Origin of the sequence: Treponema denticola, from assembly GCF_024400535.1 — a bacterium.
Classification (GTDB): Bacteria; Spirochaetota; Spirochaetia; order Treponematales; family Treponemataceae; genus Treponema_B; species Treponema_B denticola_C.
The window spans coordinates 1,262,758-1,277,089 of record NZ_CP038800.1 but is presented as its reverse complement, the minus strand read 5'-3'; the positions used below and the strand labels follow the sequence as shown (position 1 = coordinate 1,277,089).

The window sequence follows — 14,332 nt, the reverse complement described above, 5'->3', positions numbered from 1 at the left end:
AAATCCTAAGATAAAAGTTCTATTTTCCTTAATCAAGTAAATATTATATTAAAGCACAACTTTAATCAAAGAAACTAGCTTTTAATTTGGGTTTTAAGCTTTAATTTACAAAAAATACACACCCAATTTTTCAAAGTTACAGTTTATCGTGCCGAAGGCATCGGTCTAACATTCGCTTAACCTGCATTTGCGGCTTGTCCGCAATGTCAGGTTGAAGCGGGCGTTATGTGTTAATTTTCAATTTCCCTTTTAAATAAAATTATAAGCAAAACTTTTATATCTTAATAGTTCGATTAAATTCTCGCCCCCACTCTTTTAGCTAAATATCCAAAACTTGATTATCATCATACATATTAAAAAAAATTATTTTACATTTTTTTCTACTTACTCAGCAAATTGAGTATCTGTATAGTAAAGACAATAGTAATGTAATCAATATGCGAACTATAATATGAGACCATTCTAAATTCCCAGCCACATAACCGGTAAAAATTACTAATGGAATCATTAACACTAAAGAAAGATATACAAGCCATGGTAGATTCGTAACCGCAGCCGAAATCAACAAAATAGATCCGACAAAATACAGCAAGTGAACAGTTTTAAAACCTATCCCCTTAATTTCTGCAATCACTGCAATAAGAGTCAGAATTGCATACAATCCGATAAATCCTCTAGAAAAAATATTAAGTATAGTTTTCAATTTTCTCCCTCTTTTTTCCTATAAATTTATTTTTAGATCGAAATAAATGTTATAGGTCGGTTCCGCACAAGTCTTTCCGCAAGCGGTTAGCTTGTCCACATAACATCCGCTTAATCTGCATTTGTGCCTTTACCGTCGCGCAAAGCGGCGGCAAAGTTGGCGCGAAAGTTGTGGTGCCGTATAGGCACTTTAAGCAACTTTCGTGACAAAACAAATGTCAGGTTGAAGCGGGTGTTAGATTTTTACTTTTCTTATCTCTCTTATATTAAAAAATACGATTTTAATTTTACTCTATTTTGCTTTTTATTACTATACATTTATAAATAAAAAACTTAAAATTTTACTATAAAGCTTTATTATTTGCATATCAAACTTTCATATTACTTAACGCATATATTAAAAAATATCAATTTAACTATAATTCTATATTATTTACAAAACCAATCTTTTATAAATAATATTATCTTAAATTTATAAGCTTATTCTTAACTATAAGACTTTAATTTTTAAATATACCGCTTTTCATTATTAAATTAAAAAAATCAATAATTTTACTATAAAGCTAAAATTTTATTTTCATTAACAAATATTTATTATAATTACCACGACCGTCCGAAGGACTTTTATTTCGTTGATGTCCTTAATAAGTCTTAAAATACTTAGATAAAAGTTTTATTTTATTTTCTATGAACAACATTATTGATTTACCAGTTTTCCACAACCATACTAATAGGCAAAATTACTTCAAAATACATTTCATGTCGCAAAACCAGAAAGCAGAACTTTCCTGATTTTGCAAAATAATACTAATTATGGCGATACCGGTGCATTTGCGACAAGTTGAACCAATGTATCGTTTTTAATTATAGTCCACGTAGTCCCATTAAGTATAACCGTATCTGAAGTAACTGTTGCAATGAGCTTATTACCACCACCAAAATTACATTCAGTCCCAACATAATTGCCAGCTATGCGTTTAGTTGGTGATGAACCTGAAATTTCAACGTCATAAATAGTTCCTCCAGAAAAATAATAATAGTCTCCGTTTGTACATAAAATTCCATCAAGACTTTTTTGTGAGTTTCCGCCGCCAGTATTTCCTTGCTGCGGATTATTGCCTTGATTACAACTCATAAAACTTCCAACCATAAGACTTAAAATCAGAATAACACTTGTCACTCTAACAAAAAATTTTGTCTTCATTTCAAACTCCTTTCTTGCATTTCTTATTTGCAAGAACATTAGTATTTTGAAGTCGAAAATGATGTTTTAGTTGGTTCTGCACCTGCCTGCCACAAGGCAGGTCAATCTAACTTCCGCTTAACCTGCATTGCCGTAAAGGCAATGTCAGGTTGAAGCGGGTGTTAGAAGAATTTTTCTTAAAGTCACACTACTTAATTATTTCTTTTAATTCTTCAATTGAATATGGCGGTACTCTTCTATGAATCATCGCATGGCAATTAGGACATACAGGTCTTAAATCAGTAATCGGATCAACAGTATATTCCTTTTTTATTGAGGACAATGCTTTAATATGATGAATATGTATAAAATCTCGACCTATTGCCCCATATTTATCTGAAAGTAACATTCCACAAACACAACATTTGTAACCGTAATATTCAATACATTTTTTTCGAGCATTTTGATCACGTTCATATATATTTACATAAACTTGTTTTGCTTTTCCCTCTTTATAAATATTTTCTTCTTCTTCTTCTGGATAGAGTGTCAAATCAGCATCGCTAATTAATTTACTATATTGCTCATATATTCGCCTTATTCCATTTAATTTTCCATGTCCAAGTGATTCATAATAATCCAAATGACCGAATACTGATATTAATGCTTTCTTCAGTTCTGATTGACCATCTTCTTGATAAATACTATCCAAGAAATATTTTGTTGCTGCTTCATTCATTGTACGTGCGTACTTATGAGCAAGTCTCATATATTTATAATTATTTATATAATCTTTTGCAGACGTTTCCTTCATTGAGTATTTTGTTGATAATACTTTAACAGCATCATTGATTGAGATTTTTCCATTATAAACATCTTTCGCAAACTCATACGAGTACTTAATCATTTTATCCGTTATTTTAGACATAAATATTACTCCCAGTTTTCTGTCGCCCGCAGGGTCGTTCTAACATTGTTTTAAACCGCAACACGGCTTGTCCGTGTTGTCGGCTTTGAAAACGGTGTTATGTGATTATTTTACAAATTATAACATAATGCTTACAATACTACAGATTATAGCCACAACAGAAACTGAAATAGCAACTATGCAAAGTTTTCTTCGAGAGGATTTTTTTAAAACTTCTATTTCTTCTGATTGCTGCTTGTCAATAATATCTTTTTGCTTTGTATATTCAACAAGAACCTTTATTGCTTCCGTATTTGCAGTTATTGCGGCTTCTTGCTTTTCATCGATCGAGTTTTTATTTTCAATCAAAGCCCCCAATTCTTCTAATCGCTGAGATTGTTCTGCGTCTATTCTTTCTTTTTCTAACAGCGAATTATGAATGCCAGATAATTTTTTATTTTGTTCTTTATTCTCATTGCTTAACGAAGCAATTCTTTCTGACTGCTCTTTATCAAGTTTGTCTTTTTTATTTAAACGTGAAACATTTTTTTTTACTTTTGAGGTAAGGAATTCTTGTTTTTTTAGAATATCCTCTTGTTCCTTTAACTGACGAACAACAGCAAGCATTTCTTGACGTGCAAGTTCTGACAGTTCTTCTTTGCTTGCTCCATTAAGTTTTTGTTCAATTGCCCTAACAGCTATTCTGTTTACAGTTATATTTGCACAACCGAGTTCAAAAAGGTATTTTGCCGTTTCTGCAAGTTTTTTCTGAAACTCAAAAGACTTTTTTAGAGCATTCACACTCACTTGTTGTGCAGAGGCAAGTCGCTCTACCGCTTCTTGAGTGTCCTTTATTATGTCTTTAGTATTCCCAGAACGATGTTTAAAAATCCATTTACCTTTTTCTTCATATCGAGTCATTTGTGTGCCGACATATTCCATGGCTGCTTTAGCACTTGATTCTGAATTTTCAACTTCTTTTTCAAACTGAGAAATATCTTCTATTCTTCCAGAAATAATGTCAGGAATATCATTAGTGTTTACAGACACAATTCCATTTTCTGATTCAATTTCAATTAATTCATTATTTTCCATAATTTTACCCCCATTCCAAAATATCTTTCATATCTTCAATCAATTTTGGATTTTTTTCTTTTACATCTGAAATATAATTATCCATATTGTCAATGCTTTTAGAAATATCATTGAATGAATCCATAAAATACAGTATTGAATTTTCTGCGGTATCGCATAGGTCATTCATTGTTTTTTCTGTGTCTATAGCTTCAATCCACATTCCTTCTTGCATATAAAACAATTTAGCAATTTGCAACATTCCGTTTTCACTTCTGTATTGCATTCTTTCTTTTATAAGTTTTTGCCGTTTTATTCCCATTCCGATATCTGTTCCAACTGCAATAACAAATCTTCCTACACCAACGAAGTTTACTTTTAGAACAAATTTACTCCAAAAAGCAGGTGTCGTTGGCGGACCTGCTTCTATTGCGGAACGAATAGCTGCATCTGCCAAATCTATTGCAGTAAATGTTCCTGAAGAAATTGTTAGCATTCTAACAATAGTTCTGTTTCTAAACGGAATAACATTTTCCCAATTTATAGATTTCCACTCATTATGTTCCTTATACTCTTCAATGAGATGACGAACAAAATAAAAGCTTCTTGTGATAGTTTCATTGATTAAAACTGGAATAGCTTGTTTTTTTGCAGCTGTAAAAACAACGCCTCCCCATTCACTTAGATTATTATTACCTTTACGATAAAGTTTATCTACTTTTACTTTGAAATTTGTATTACGTAAAAACGGTAACACGGAGAGTTCTTTTAATAATGACAAAAAAATACCTGGAATACCTTGAGATGTAGAAACATCACTCATCATATGCCCAGCCCAAACATCAACAGCTTTTAAGATCTCAATTATCATTGGCATAGAACCAATTGTTCTTACTATTTTCTTTAGAGGTTTAGGCATTTCTTCATCATTTATTTCTTCATATTTTTTTTCTGCAACATGAACTAACCATAAACAAATTCCTCCAATAACTGCTCCAACCCAGGCTTGCATTAAATCTTTAATTTCTCTTTTTTTTGTGATGCCTGAACTTGTATCTGAGAAAAAAATATGTGGTTTACCGTCTGTGCCATCTATAAATATAACAAGACGTAAATATCTTGATAAAATTGATGCTACTAGCCCTAAAAGAGTAGGATGATGGGCTAAATCATCTAATCTGTGATACATTGGACTGTCAACCTGATGACCATCTTTTGTTTTATGCGTAAATCCGTTGTCATTTGCCGTATGATATTTGTTCTCAAGCGTTTCTTGAATTTTATCTTTGTTTATTTCAGTTTCTCCAACAAGACAACTGTCTACCATGCCGGCAATTATTCCTGAGACAACCGCTACAAGATAATCTAATACATCTGCATGATTTGTTAGACGTTCAATTTCAGAATTAAGTGATTCTATCTTTGAATAAAGCTCTTCTGATTGTGCATCAATTTCAGCAATTTTTTTTCTATATCAGTTATTCTTGGATCTAATTTCTCTTTTTCAAACGCTGGTAATATTTCATATTCTATTTCAAAATTGTCAAAATCTTTTTCATCAGATGTTTCATATTTAAACTTTGTCAGAACTTCAGTTTCCATTTTTTTCCTACTCGCTGCCCAGTGGGCAGTCCACATAACTTCCGCTTAACCTGCATTTGCGGCTTGTCCGCAATGTCAGGTTGAAGCGGGTGTTAGACGATTTTTAATATTTTTTATCTTTAATCTGTTTATAATTATTTCTAAACATTATTGTACCAATTATCATTACTAATATTCCACCAAAAGAAACGCCCCAAATTGAGCCTCCTACCCATGCATAGCGTATCATTGCTCCAAATTCATCCGGAACTCCAATAAATGTTTTTTTATAAAATTCAGGACTGAGAACTGATAATAATATCGCAATAATTCCACCTAGCACCCAAAGTGCGATTGTTATAAGACCCATAAATAAAATCCATTTTATGCTTGAAACAACAGCTAATTCTGCTTTGTTTGAAATAATATAAACACAAGAAAATACTAATGAAAAAAACATTCCCTGTATTATTCCTTGATATATACCTTGAGCTATCGCTGTTTGTATAATATTTTTTATACTTTCCCAATGCATTATTTTAATAAAGTAGTCCGGACTTACAATAGAGTTTATTAAATTAGTAAGACCTCCAATGATGCCAGGTAGTATAATACAACTCAAAAATATAACACAAATTCTAATCATTTTTCTCATTTATATCCCCTTAACAAGTTAAAAAACACTTAGATAAAAGTTTATTTTTCCTTATTCAAATAGCCATTATAATAAAACATAACTTTATTCAAAAAACCAAGCTATTAATTTGGGTTTTAAGCTTTAATTTATAAAAATACATACTATTTTCAAAGTTACAGTTTATCGTGCCGTAAGGCATCCGTCTAACATTCGCTTAACCTGCATTTGCGGCTTGTCCGCAATGTCAGGTTGAAGCGGATGTTAGGCATTATTGTTTATATCCACTGAGCTCCATTATTTGGGATAAATATTTCCAATAATTTTCTGCACTTTTTTTATATTTTTTAATATTTCTCTCATCTAATTTATATTTAAATTTTTCATTAAAGAATAGATAGTTGAAAAAATGATATACAAGTTTTTCTTCTTCTTTTAATTCCGAATATTCTATTTTTTCTAATAGTGATTTATCTTCTAAAAAAATATATTCCTGAATTCCAGGATCTAAATCCATACAATAATAATAAAATCTTTCATCAAATGTTGTAGGATCATTTTTCGTATTTCCCCAAACTAACCATGGCCATATATCAAGTAAAAACTTATTAATTGGTTGCTCATATTTTCCATAATTAAAAGAACCCTGATTCCAATCATTAGTAACTAAATCACCATTTTTATTGAAAACTGCTTCTTCACCAGTTTCTTTTGTATAGACTACATTGTCATTTTCATTTCTCATTTTATGAATATTATTTTCATAAGTAAATTTTAAAATATAATTTATTATAGATATATTTTCTTTTGGAATTTCTTTTGTAATATCTATATTTAATTCTTTTAATCCGTCTTCCAGATATTTTTTTAAATCAATTACATTTTTTGAATCTTTGAATACAGAAATAATATTTTTTTCTGCAAAGACATTTGAAATCAACACTAACATTAATGTAATTAAAATAAATTTTTTTTTCATTTTATCTCCTGCGCCGAAGGTGTCAACCTAACATTCGCTTAACCTGCATTTGCGGCTTGTCTGCAATGTCAGGTTGAAGCGGGTGTTAGATGTCCACATTCAAATAGAAAATGCAACGGTTGCGTATTATAATATAATTAATCTCAATACTATACATATTACTTAAAACCAAAAACTTCCTCTCCAGCAACAAGATAAACAGTTTGTAACCTTCGTCTATATTTTTTTCCTCCTTTTGTTAGTGTGGATAATTTCAGTTTTATTCGTTCAATATATCTTTCATCTAAAAAAATAGAACTATTATCAATTATACAAATGGACGAAATATTTTTACTTCGATTTACAGAATCAATTATACTATCTATTTTCATCGGTAAATATTCGTTAAAAAAATGTAATGATGTTGTATTGCCATTAATTTCTGCATATTTAGTATATGAGTTTAAATCATATGGACTAGGTTTTATATCATAATTCATATCTAAAAACAATCTTACGACATATAGCTTATATATATCATATTTTACATTCGCATATGTTTGTATTTTTCCATTAATAACATAGTCATATGTTTTTATATTTTTGAAATACCATTTTGCTTCAATAATGTCACTTTCGTCATTTGAAGAATCGTCAACATTAAAATAAAATTTTAAGAAATCATCTGCAAGGCATGGAAACTTTGAATAAGACCATGCTCCTGTACCTGAAAAAATAACTCCGTCCGTTAGCTTTGCAAATGCGGCAGCTGCAAATCCGTAAGCAGGCCAAGCACGCCCATCAAAATTAAAAAAACCGCCTGCATTTATAATATGTGGCATACGCTTTTCAATATCCGAAATCATGTGCTGTTTCTCATCAAACACATAATCTGATGTGATGCATTCATCATTTTCGAATGGATAAAAATCAATGTGTGTAAAATCGGCAATTCTTTCACCGCAAACTGTAAAGTTATAACCAATCCATAGTGTTTCATTTTCTTCAGGCATTCTAAAAGACATGCTATTAGTAACTATTTTATTATGTTCCGTTTTGCTGTTATAAATTCCTGCAGAAACATTAAAGTCAATATGTATATCATTTTTTAAAAAAAAGTTTTTTATGTTTTTTTTGAACTCTGCTAACAAATCACCGAATGAAAAATTTATTTCAGTGCATGAGTATACTTCAAAATCAGCACTCATAATTATACTCCTGTATTATTAGAATATACTAATTTGGGTTAAAATAAAGTTATAATTAAATTAGGTATAGTTATAGAAGTTTTGCACTAAAAATGTCCATCTAACATGCAGTTAAGCTGCAAAACGTACCGGCGTTTAGCCGGCCGCTCTTCAGAGCGGGTTTTGTCAGTCTTGAACTGCGTGTTAGACACTTTTATTTTATTTATATAACTTAATATTAACAATTACGCTTTTAATTTTACACTATTTAGCTTTTTATTACAATATTTAATAAATAAAAAACTTAAAATTTTAATACAAAGCTTTATTATTTGCATATCCAACTTTCATATTATTTAATGCATATATTAAAAACTATTAATTTAACTATAATTCTATATTATTTATAAAACAAACCTTTTATAAATAATATCATCTTAAAATTATAAACTTATTCTTAACAATAAAACTTTATTTTTTAACTATACAGCTTTTTAATTACTAAATCATTAAAATCAAAACTAAAACTTTATTTTCTTTAACAAGTTAATTATTATAATCACCATGACCGTCCGCAGGACTTTTATTTTGTTGATTTCCTTAGCTAGTTTAAAATACTTAGATAAAACTTTAGTTTTCCTTAACAAGTTAATTATTATAATCACCATGACCGTCCGAAGGACTTTTAACTCGTTGACTTCCTTAACAAGTTTTAAAATTCAAAGATTAAAGTTTTATTTTCCTTATACAAGTAGATATTATAATAAAACATAACTTTATCCAAAGAACATAAGCTATTAATTTTGGTTTTATGTTTTAATTTATAAAAAATACACCCTATTTTTCAAAGTTACAGTTTATCGTGCCGAAGGCATCGGTCTAACTTCCGCTTAACCTGCATTGCCGCAAAGGCAATGTCAGCGTTGAAGCGGGTGTTAGATAAATTTTTCATGAGCTATACAACAAAAAAAATTATACTTATTAATTGTAATTACTTCCAATCTTTCACTGTCATATTGATTACCAATAAAAAACGCATAAACATTCTTCGTGGTTTCTTCGTTATGTTCGTTGATAGCACTTTCAATCTGTCGTGTAATATACTCAATTTTATTTACTGACCATTTCTTTATATCTATTACTAGTTTATATAATTTTACAGATTTATTATTTTCCCATTTTCCTTGCAATAAATTAATTTCTAAAATATCGTCTGTTAATTTATATGGCTTTGGTAAATATATTTTTGAATATCTAATTTTTTTCGCCAAAAACTTAATTTCATTTGGCAAAGACCAAATAACCTCAGAATAATTTTCTCCAACAATTTCTGGTATACTTAATTGTAGAATTGAATGATATTCTTTTCGTGTACGCAAATACGTTTTTATAATTGGAAATAATGTATTTACACTATAGTTATGAGATGATGGTTTATGTTCTTTTTCATTTAAATTATTTCCAATTTTAGGTAAACCTTTTCCTGATATTGATGATAGTTTTTTTATCGTTTCATTTTTAATTACCATTTTATTTGGATATGAATTAGGATATCCCTCAATGTTTCTTCCTTCTGACTTGAAATGTTGATATTTATCTTCAACAATAAAACAGTCAGCGTCATGTACAATATTTTCATCAAATCTAAAGTAAGGTCTTTTTTTATTATGTTTTGCATATGAACATGGAGTTGCTTTTACAGAACATCCAATACAAGAATATCCTTGATTATCAACGTTCTGTAACAATAAAAGTTCATCAGAGGATACTATTTCACCTGTTTTTCTATCTCTAGCAACATCCATAACTACTAAATCCCCCCTCTTCGGCTCCGCAAAAGCGGAGTCAATCTAACATTCGCTTAACCTGCATTTGCGGCTTGCCCGCAATGTCAGGTTGAAGTGGGTGTTAGGTTTATTTCTCTATCGAAAAAAAATCCAGAGGTAACATCTTCCAATAGTTTTCACAAATTTTTAGTATTGTATTAAAATAATATTGCGAAACTATCGATTGTGGACACTCCTTATCTGGTCGATTATATTCCCAACGTTGAAACTGCCCTGCAATTATTTTATCTCTTTTTGATCGCATATTTTGAAGGATCGAATTATAAGCAATATATTTAGGGCATTGATTCGTTCTTGAATAAGCTGCAATATTTTTGCCTGATTGATAAATTATGCTATAAACAACTGCAAGAGGAAGTTGTTTTGTAACTGTCCAGAAAAACACCTCTGTTTCTTTGCCGATTTCATAACTTATATTAAAATAGTCAAGAATATAATTAAATAAAGACAATGCTTCCCAATATACAATTTCCTCCCATATAGTGGGATCATTTTTAGGGTAACTAAGCATCCAATCTTGGGGATTTAGAAACTCCCGAGTAATGGTAGGATTTTCATCAATTTCTTTTATATTTATTTGAAACTGCACATTTTTCCAATAGTATTGAAAGTTGTTATTTTCATAATCTGGTTCAAACCAGTTCAATTGTGATCTTGGTGAGAATTCTAATAAATGCTTTAATTTTAACTCATTCAAAACTGAATTCAATTCTTCATCGGATGGGAAAATTTGCATTGAACAGGCAGAAAAAGGCTTTAGAGTTTTGAAATCATCTTCTATACCAGCTTGAATAAGTGTTCCTAATAGAAATTTTTCTCTATATGTTAATTTTTTAAGTGAGATTGGAACAAAATTATCAAAATCTATTCGTTCATAAATGAATTTTCTTTTACGTTCTAACTCTATTTTTTTCAAATCTTTTCGAATTTCTGTACAAAAATTGCAATCACAAGATGAAGTTTCTTCATGATCACAAGCTTCACAAAATAATACATTATCATTAGAACTTCTTAAATCATCGCGTGGATTTTCTAACAAGAAAAGTTTTTCCCCACAATTAGGACAAATTTCTTTTGTTTCTTTTAATGGGAAAACATAATGACATTTTCCCAATGAAAACTTATATGAAGTAATTTTATATTTTTTTTTGAGTTCAGTACTTTTCATCGCTGAAAAATAATCTGTTCGCATAGATTGTATTTCATTATTTGAGAGGTGTGAGACTGTTTGTAATAATTCATCTCTAATTTTCTTAATCATTTTAATCTCCTCTTAAGTGCCGCATTGCGGCATCAACCTAACTGCCGCTTAACCTGCATTTGCGGCTCGTCCGCAATGTCAGGTTGAAGCGGGTGTTAGGTAATTTTATTTTGCAAAAGAAACCTGCAAATACTTTTTTTATTTACACAATTGAGTAAATAGTAATTTATAATATTTTGATATAGCATCCCTGTTTCTATGGACATATTCTTAAAATATTCAATTACGATATTATCAAGATTAATTGTTATCTGCTGTTTTGATAGACTTCCAATATATGGATTTTTATTGCATTTGAAAAATCATATTCTTCTTTCACTTTTCTTTTCTTCATATTGTTTCTTTTCATTAGTTATTGTTTCTCTCGCAGAAATTATTCTTATAACTTCATCACTCTCTCGATAACAATGACATACAACGAGCATTTTTGATTTATTACTTAATCTTAAAATAATAAACCTATCCTTTTCAGTCGAATGTTCCATATCTGATACTAAAAATGAATTTGGAGTGTAAAAAAACCTGAGCTTCTTCGAAAGAAACTTTATGCTTTTTTAGATTTGTTTCTACTTTTTTAGGAATCTCATTCAAATTTAAGTTCCATAATTATATTATAATTATTTTAAGCCATTTGTCAAACATAACTATTATTGATATAAAAAGATCTGATACCTTTTCTTATATTTTTACTTTATTAAATTTGATTGTATGTTTATATTTCGCTTATTTCTATTGCTTTATTATTCTCAAATGTTATTTTTACAATATGAGGCATTTTTCCAGCAATTTCTAAAAAATATTCATACCCATATTTTTTATCAAAATAATTCAAAATTGTACATAATGCTGTTCCATGCGTTCCGATCAAAACTGTCTTTCCAGTTTTTGTGTTTAATATATTAAATAATACATTTATATTTCTACGCTGTACTTCATTCAATGTTTCATTTTGATTCATACTATAATTAAAATCACTCCATTGCTTTTTTACATATTCTTGAAATTCTTCAATTCTATCAAACCAAACACTAGATTTTTTTTCTCGTAAATCCTCATATAATTCAATTTGAATATTTTTCATTTCTGATAGAGGCATTATCGTCTGAATACTTCTTACATACGGGCTTGAAATAATACTATTAATATTAATTTCTCTAAAAATATTTTTTAATTTATCAGCATCTTTTTTCCCTTTATTTGTTAAAGGTCGATTTCTATTCTCTTTTATACTGATATCAGACTGAGCATGACGAATAAAGTAAATAACTGTCAATTTTAACTCCTGGCGCGAAGCGTCCACCTAACATTCGCTTGACCTGCATTTGCGGCTTGTCCGCAATGTCAGGTTGAAGCGAGTGTTAGACTTTTGAGAATCAATAACTATTTTTCTAGGAATAGTTGTCTGCTTCCTTTTTATTTTGTAATAAGCATGAATAATACTATGAATATCTGTTCATATTTGATTTTTATCTTTAAATCAAAAATTTTGTGAGTTCTCTAATTATTGTCTTATAAGTTACTTATAATTTTAAATTTTTTCAAAATACTCAGTAATTAGTTCTTCAAATTCAAAATATGTATATAATATGTGTATCAAAAAATCAGTATCCTTATCTTTTAATAATGGTATACGGGAATTATCTATATTTGAATATTTTGTTTCTTTTCTTTATAGTTCCTTTTTGCTTTACATCATCCAACCTAGCGATATACTCATCTATAGAATAATATATCAGCTCATAATCTATGTGCTTTATAAAACAGCAATTCTCATTTTGAAAAAATACAAGATGGACCATCCTTGTAAAAACAATACTATCATCATGATAATACCGTTCTTTATTTGGCAACTCTTCAAAAATAATTTCATTATTTTCCTTTTTGACCCACAGCGTATCAAATTCCGTAGAATATAACTTTGACACGATATTTTCATTTAAATTAGATAATTCGATTTTCTTTCCAAATTCAAGTTCTTCCATAGAATAAGCACCATCTTCTTGATTTTCGCCTACTGAAAAGTAATTTGGTCTAAATGAAAAGTCAACAATTTCTTTAGTAGCAATACTGTTTTTTATTAATTTTAAAGACTCTAAATTCATATTTTTAGGATATATCAATGAATTAATTCGTTTATCATATATTCTAGGTGGATTAAGCTCCTTTATTGTCATATATTTCGGATTGAATGTTAACAAATTCCATTGGGAATACATTTTGTCGTTTTCAAATAAAGATATACCGTTATTTGAATAAATATTTTCTAGTTTATTGGGAGAAGTGTAATCAAGTTCAGGCTCTTTTTCCAATTTGTAGAGTCTATATAAGTTCTCAAAAATTCTATAATACGCATAGATATCAGCATCCTCATCACAGTATCCATTATTTTTAATTTTTTCAAAATAATTAGTATAGTATGTAATTATTTCAGTAACAGTATTAATTTTTTTAAGTTCGTTGAATATATCGATTTCCTCTTGATAAGGTTTAATTAATATGCCTAATCTTAAGTTATTATCTTTAAATTCAGATAAATTACTTTTGTAGTTTTCTTTCGTTTCTTTTATTTTTCGATTATTTTCATATATGCACTCATCTAAATATTTAAAAAAAGAATTTTTAATATCTTTCTCATATTCGGTCGTGTTTTCTCTAATATTAGGAATAATTTCCTGAATAAGAATGCTGTTTTTATCTGAAAAAAGCTTATATGAAAAACCAGGCAATTCACATGAACTAAAATCACCAGCTTCAATCCTATCTATATATTTTCTTTCTTCTATAAAATATTTATGAAAGTATTCCATTAGCTTTTTATTTAACATTCAATCTACCTTCTGCTTCTATATATTCAATATACATATCTTTTAGTACTTGCTTTATATTGCCATATATATTTTAACCCAAAAAGTCTAACATTCGCTTAACCTGCATTGCCGTAAAGGCAATGTCAGTGTTGAAGCGGGTGTTAGATATTTTTTCAATAACTATCTGATTT

Annotated in this window: 13 protein-coding genes; all 13 read right to left on the bottom strand. The window is 29.2% G+C overall.

Annotation, left to right across the window (positions count from 1 at the left end):
* Positions 1 to 1,513: 1,513 nt before the first annotated feature.
* The 13 genes from E4N78_RS05955 to E4N78_RS05895 all read right to left on the bottom strand — a co-directional run bounded on the left by E4N78_RS05955 (position 1,514) and on the right by E4N78_RS05895 (position 14,159).
* A complete protein-coding gene (locus E4N78_RS05955; protein ID WP_255812112.1) occupies positions 1,514 to 1,906 on the bottom strand; it encodes a hypothetical protein in 393 nt (130 codons plus the stop codon).
* A gap of 187 nt (positions 1,907 to 2,093) precedes the next feature.
* Complete coding sequence (locus E4N78_RS05950; protein ID WP_255812111.1) at positions 2,094 to 2,813, bottom strand: HNH endonuclease; 720 nt, start codon at positions 2,811 to 2,813, stop codon at positions 2,094 to 2,096.
* Positions 2,814 to 2,930: 117 nt separating this feature from the next.
* On the bottom strand, positions 2,931 to 3,887 hold the full coding sequence (locus E4N78_RS05945; RefSeq protein WP_255812110.1) for a hypothetical protein: 957 nt from the start codon (positions 3,885 to 3,887) through the stop codon (positions 2,931 to 2,933).
* 4 nt (positions 3,888 to 3,891) lie between these two features.
* On the bottom strand, positions 3,892 to 5,193 hold the full coding sequence (locus E4N78_RS05940; protein ID WP_255812109.1) for a hypothetical protein: 1,302 nt from the start codon (positions 5,191 to 5,193) through the stop codon (positions 3,892 to 3,894).
* Between the two features lie 89 nt (positions 5,194 to 5,282).
* Positions 5,283 to 5,468, bottom strand: coding sequence for a hypothetical protein (locus E4N78_RS05935; RefSeq protein ID WP_255812108.1), 186 nt, complete (start codon positions 5,466 to 5,468; stop codon positions 5,283 to 5,285).
* Positions 5,469 to 5,571: 103 nt separating this feature from the next.
* Positions 5,572 to 6,102 (bottom strand): hypothetical protein, encoded by a 531-nt coding sequence (locus tag E4N78_RS05930; protein WP_010697544.1) that lies wholly within the window; start codon positions 6,100 to 6,102, stop codon positions 5,572 to 5,574.
* 250 nt (positions 6,103 to 6,352) lie between these two features.
* Positions 6,353 to 7,060 (bottom strand): hypothetical protein, encoded by a 708-nt coding sequence (locus E4N78_RS05925; RefSeq protein WP_255812106.1) that lies wholly within the window; start codon positions 7,058 to 7,060, stop codon positions 6,353 to 6,355.
* A 158-nt stretch (positions 7,061 to 7,218) separates the two neighbouring features.
* Positions 7,219 to 8,247, bottom strand: a complete 1,029-nt coding sequence (locus tag E4N78_RS05920; protein WP_255812105.1) for a hypothetical protein — start codon at positions 8,245 to 8,247, stop codon at positions 7,219 to 7,221.
* Between the two features lie 914 nt (positions 8,248 to 9,161).
* Positions 9,162 to 10,031, bottom strand: coding sequence for a hypothetical protein (locus tag E4N78_RS05915; protein WP_255812104.1), 870 nt, complete (start codon positions 10,029 to 10,031; stop codon positions 9,162 to 9,164).
* 109 nt (positions 10,032 to 10,140) lie between these two features.
* Positions 10,141 to 11,334 carry a hypothetical protein gene (locus E4N78_RS05910; protein WP_255812103.1) on the bottom strand — a complete coding sequence of 398 codons (1,194 nt, stop codon included), beginning with the start codon at positions 11,332 to 11,334 and terminating at the stop codon, positions 10,141 to 10,143.
* Between the two features lie 302 nt (positions 11,335 to 11,636).
* On the bottom strand, positions 11,637 to 11,819 hold the full coding sequence (locus E4N78_RS13815; protein WP_370645012.1) for a BrnT family toxin: 183 nt from the start codon (positions 11,817 to 11,819) through the stop codon (positions 11,637 to 11,639).
* 227 nt (positions 11,820 to 12,046) lie between these two features.
* A complete protein-coding gene (locus E4N78_RS05900) occupies positions 12,047 to 12,607 on the bottom strand; it encodes a histidine phosphatase family protein (RefSeq protein ID WP_255812102.1) in 561 nt (186 codons plus the stop codon).
* A gap of 364 nt (positions 12,608 to 12,971) precedes the next feature.
* Positions 12,972 to 14,159, bottom strand: coding sequence for a hypothetical protein (locus E4N78_RS05895; RefSeq protein WP_255812101.1), 1,188 nt, complete (start codon positions 14,157 to 14,159; stop codon positions 12,972 to 12,974).
* Positions 14,160 to 14,332 lie beyond the last annotated feature (173 nt).

What these genes read in the sequence shown, in the direction of transcription:
- E4N78_RS05955 (WP_255812112.1), bottom strand. Translation starts at nt 1,906, where the DNA reads ATGAAGACAAAATTTTTTGTTAGAGTGACAAGTGTTATTCTGATTTTA.
- E4N78_RS05950 (WP_255812111.1), bottom strand. Translation starts at nt 2,813, where the DNA reads ATGTCTAAAATAACGGATAAAATGATTAAGTACTCGTATGAGTTTGCG.
- E4N78_RS05945 (WP_255812110.1), bottom strand. Translation starts at nt 3,887, where the DNA reads ATGGAAAATAATGAATTAATTGAAATTGAATCAGAAAATGGAATTGTG.
- E4N78_RS05940 (WP_255812109.1), bottom strand. Translation starts at nt 5,193, where the DNA reads ATGGTAGACAGTTGTCTTGTTGGAGAAACTGAAATAAACAAAGATAAA.
- E4N78_RS05935 (WP_255812108.1), bottom strand. Translation starts at nt 5,468, where the DNA reads ATGGAAACTGAAGTTCTGACAAAGTTTAAATATGAAACATCTGATGAA.
- E4N78_RS05930 (WP_010697544.1), bottom strand. Translation starts at nt 6,102, where the DNA reads ATGAGAAAAATGATTAGAATTTGTGTTATATTTTTGAGTTGTATTATA.
- E4N78_RS05925 (WP_255812106.1), bottom strand. Translation starts at nt 7,060, where the DNA reads ATGAAAAAAAAATTTATTTTAATTACATTAATGTTAGTGTTGATTTCA.
- E4N78_RS05920 (WP_255812105.1), bottom strand. Translation starts at nt 8,247, where the DNA reads ATGAGTGCTGATTTTGAAGTATACTCATGCACTGAAATAAATTTTTCA.
- E4N78_RS05915 (WP_255812104.1), bottom strand. Translation starts at nt 10,031, where the DNA reads ATGGATGTTGCTAGAGATAGAAAAACAGGTGAAATAGTATCCTCTGAT.
- E4N78_RS05910 (WP_255812103.1), bottom strand. Translation starts at nt 11,334, where the DNA reads ATGATTAAGAAAATTAGAGATGAATTATTACAAACAGTCTCACACCTC.
- E4N78_RS13815 (WP_370645012.1), bottom strand. Translation starts at nt 11,819, where the DNA reads ATGGAACATTCGACTGAAAAGGATAGGTTTATTATTTTAAGATTAAGT.
- E4N78_RS05895 (WP_255812101.1), bottom strand. Translation starts at nt 14,159, where the DNA reads ATGTTAAATAAAAAGCTAATGGAATACTTTCATAAATATTTTATAGAA.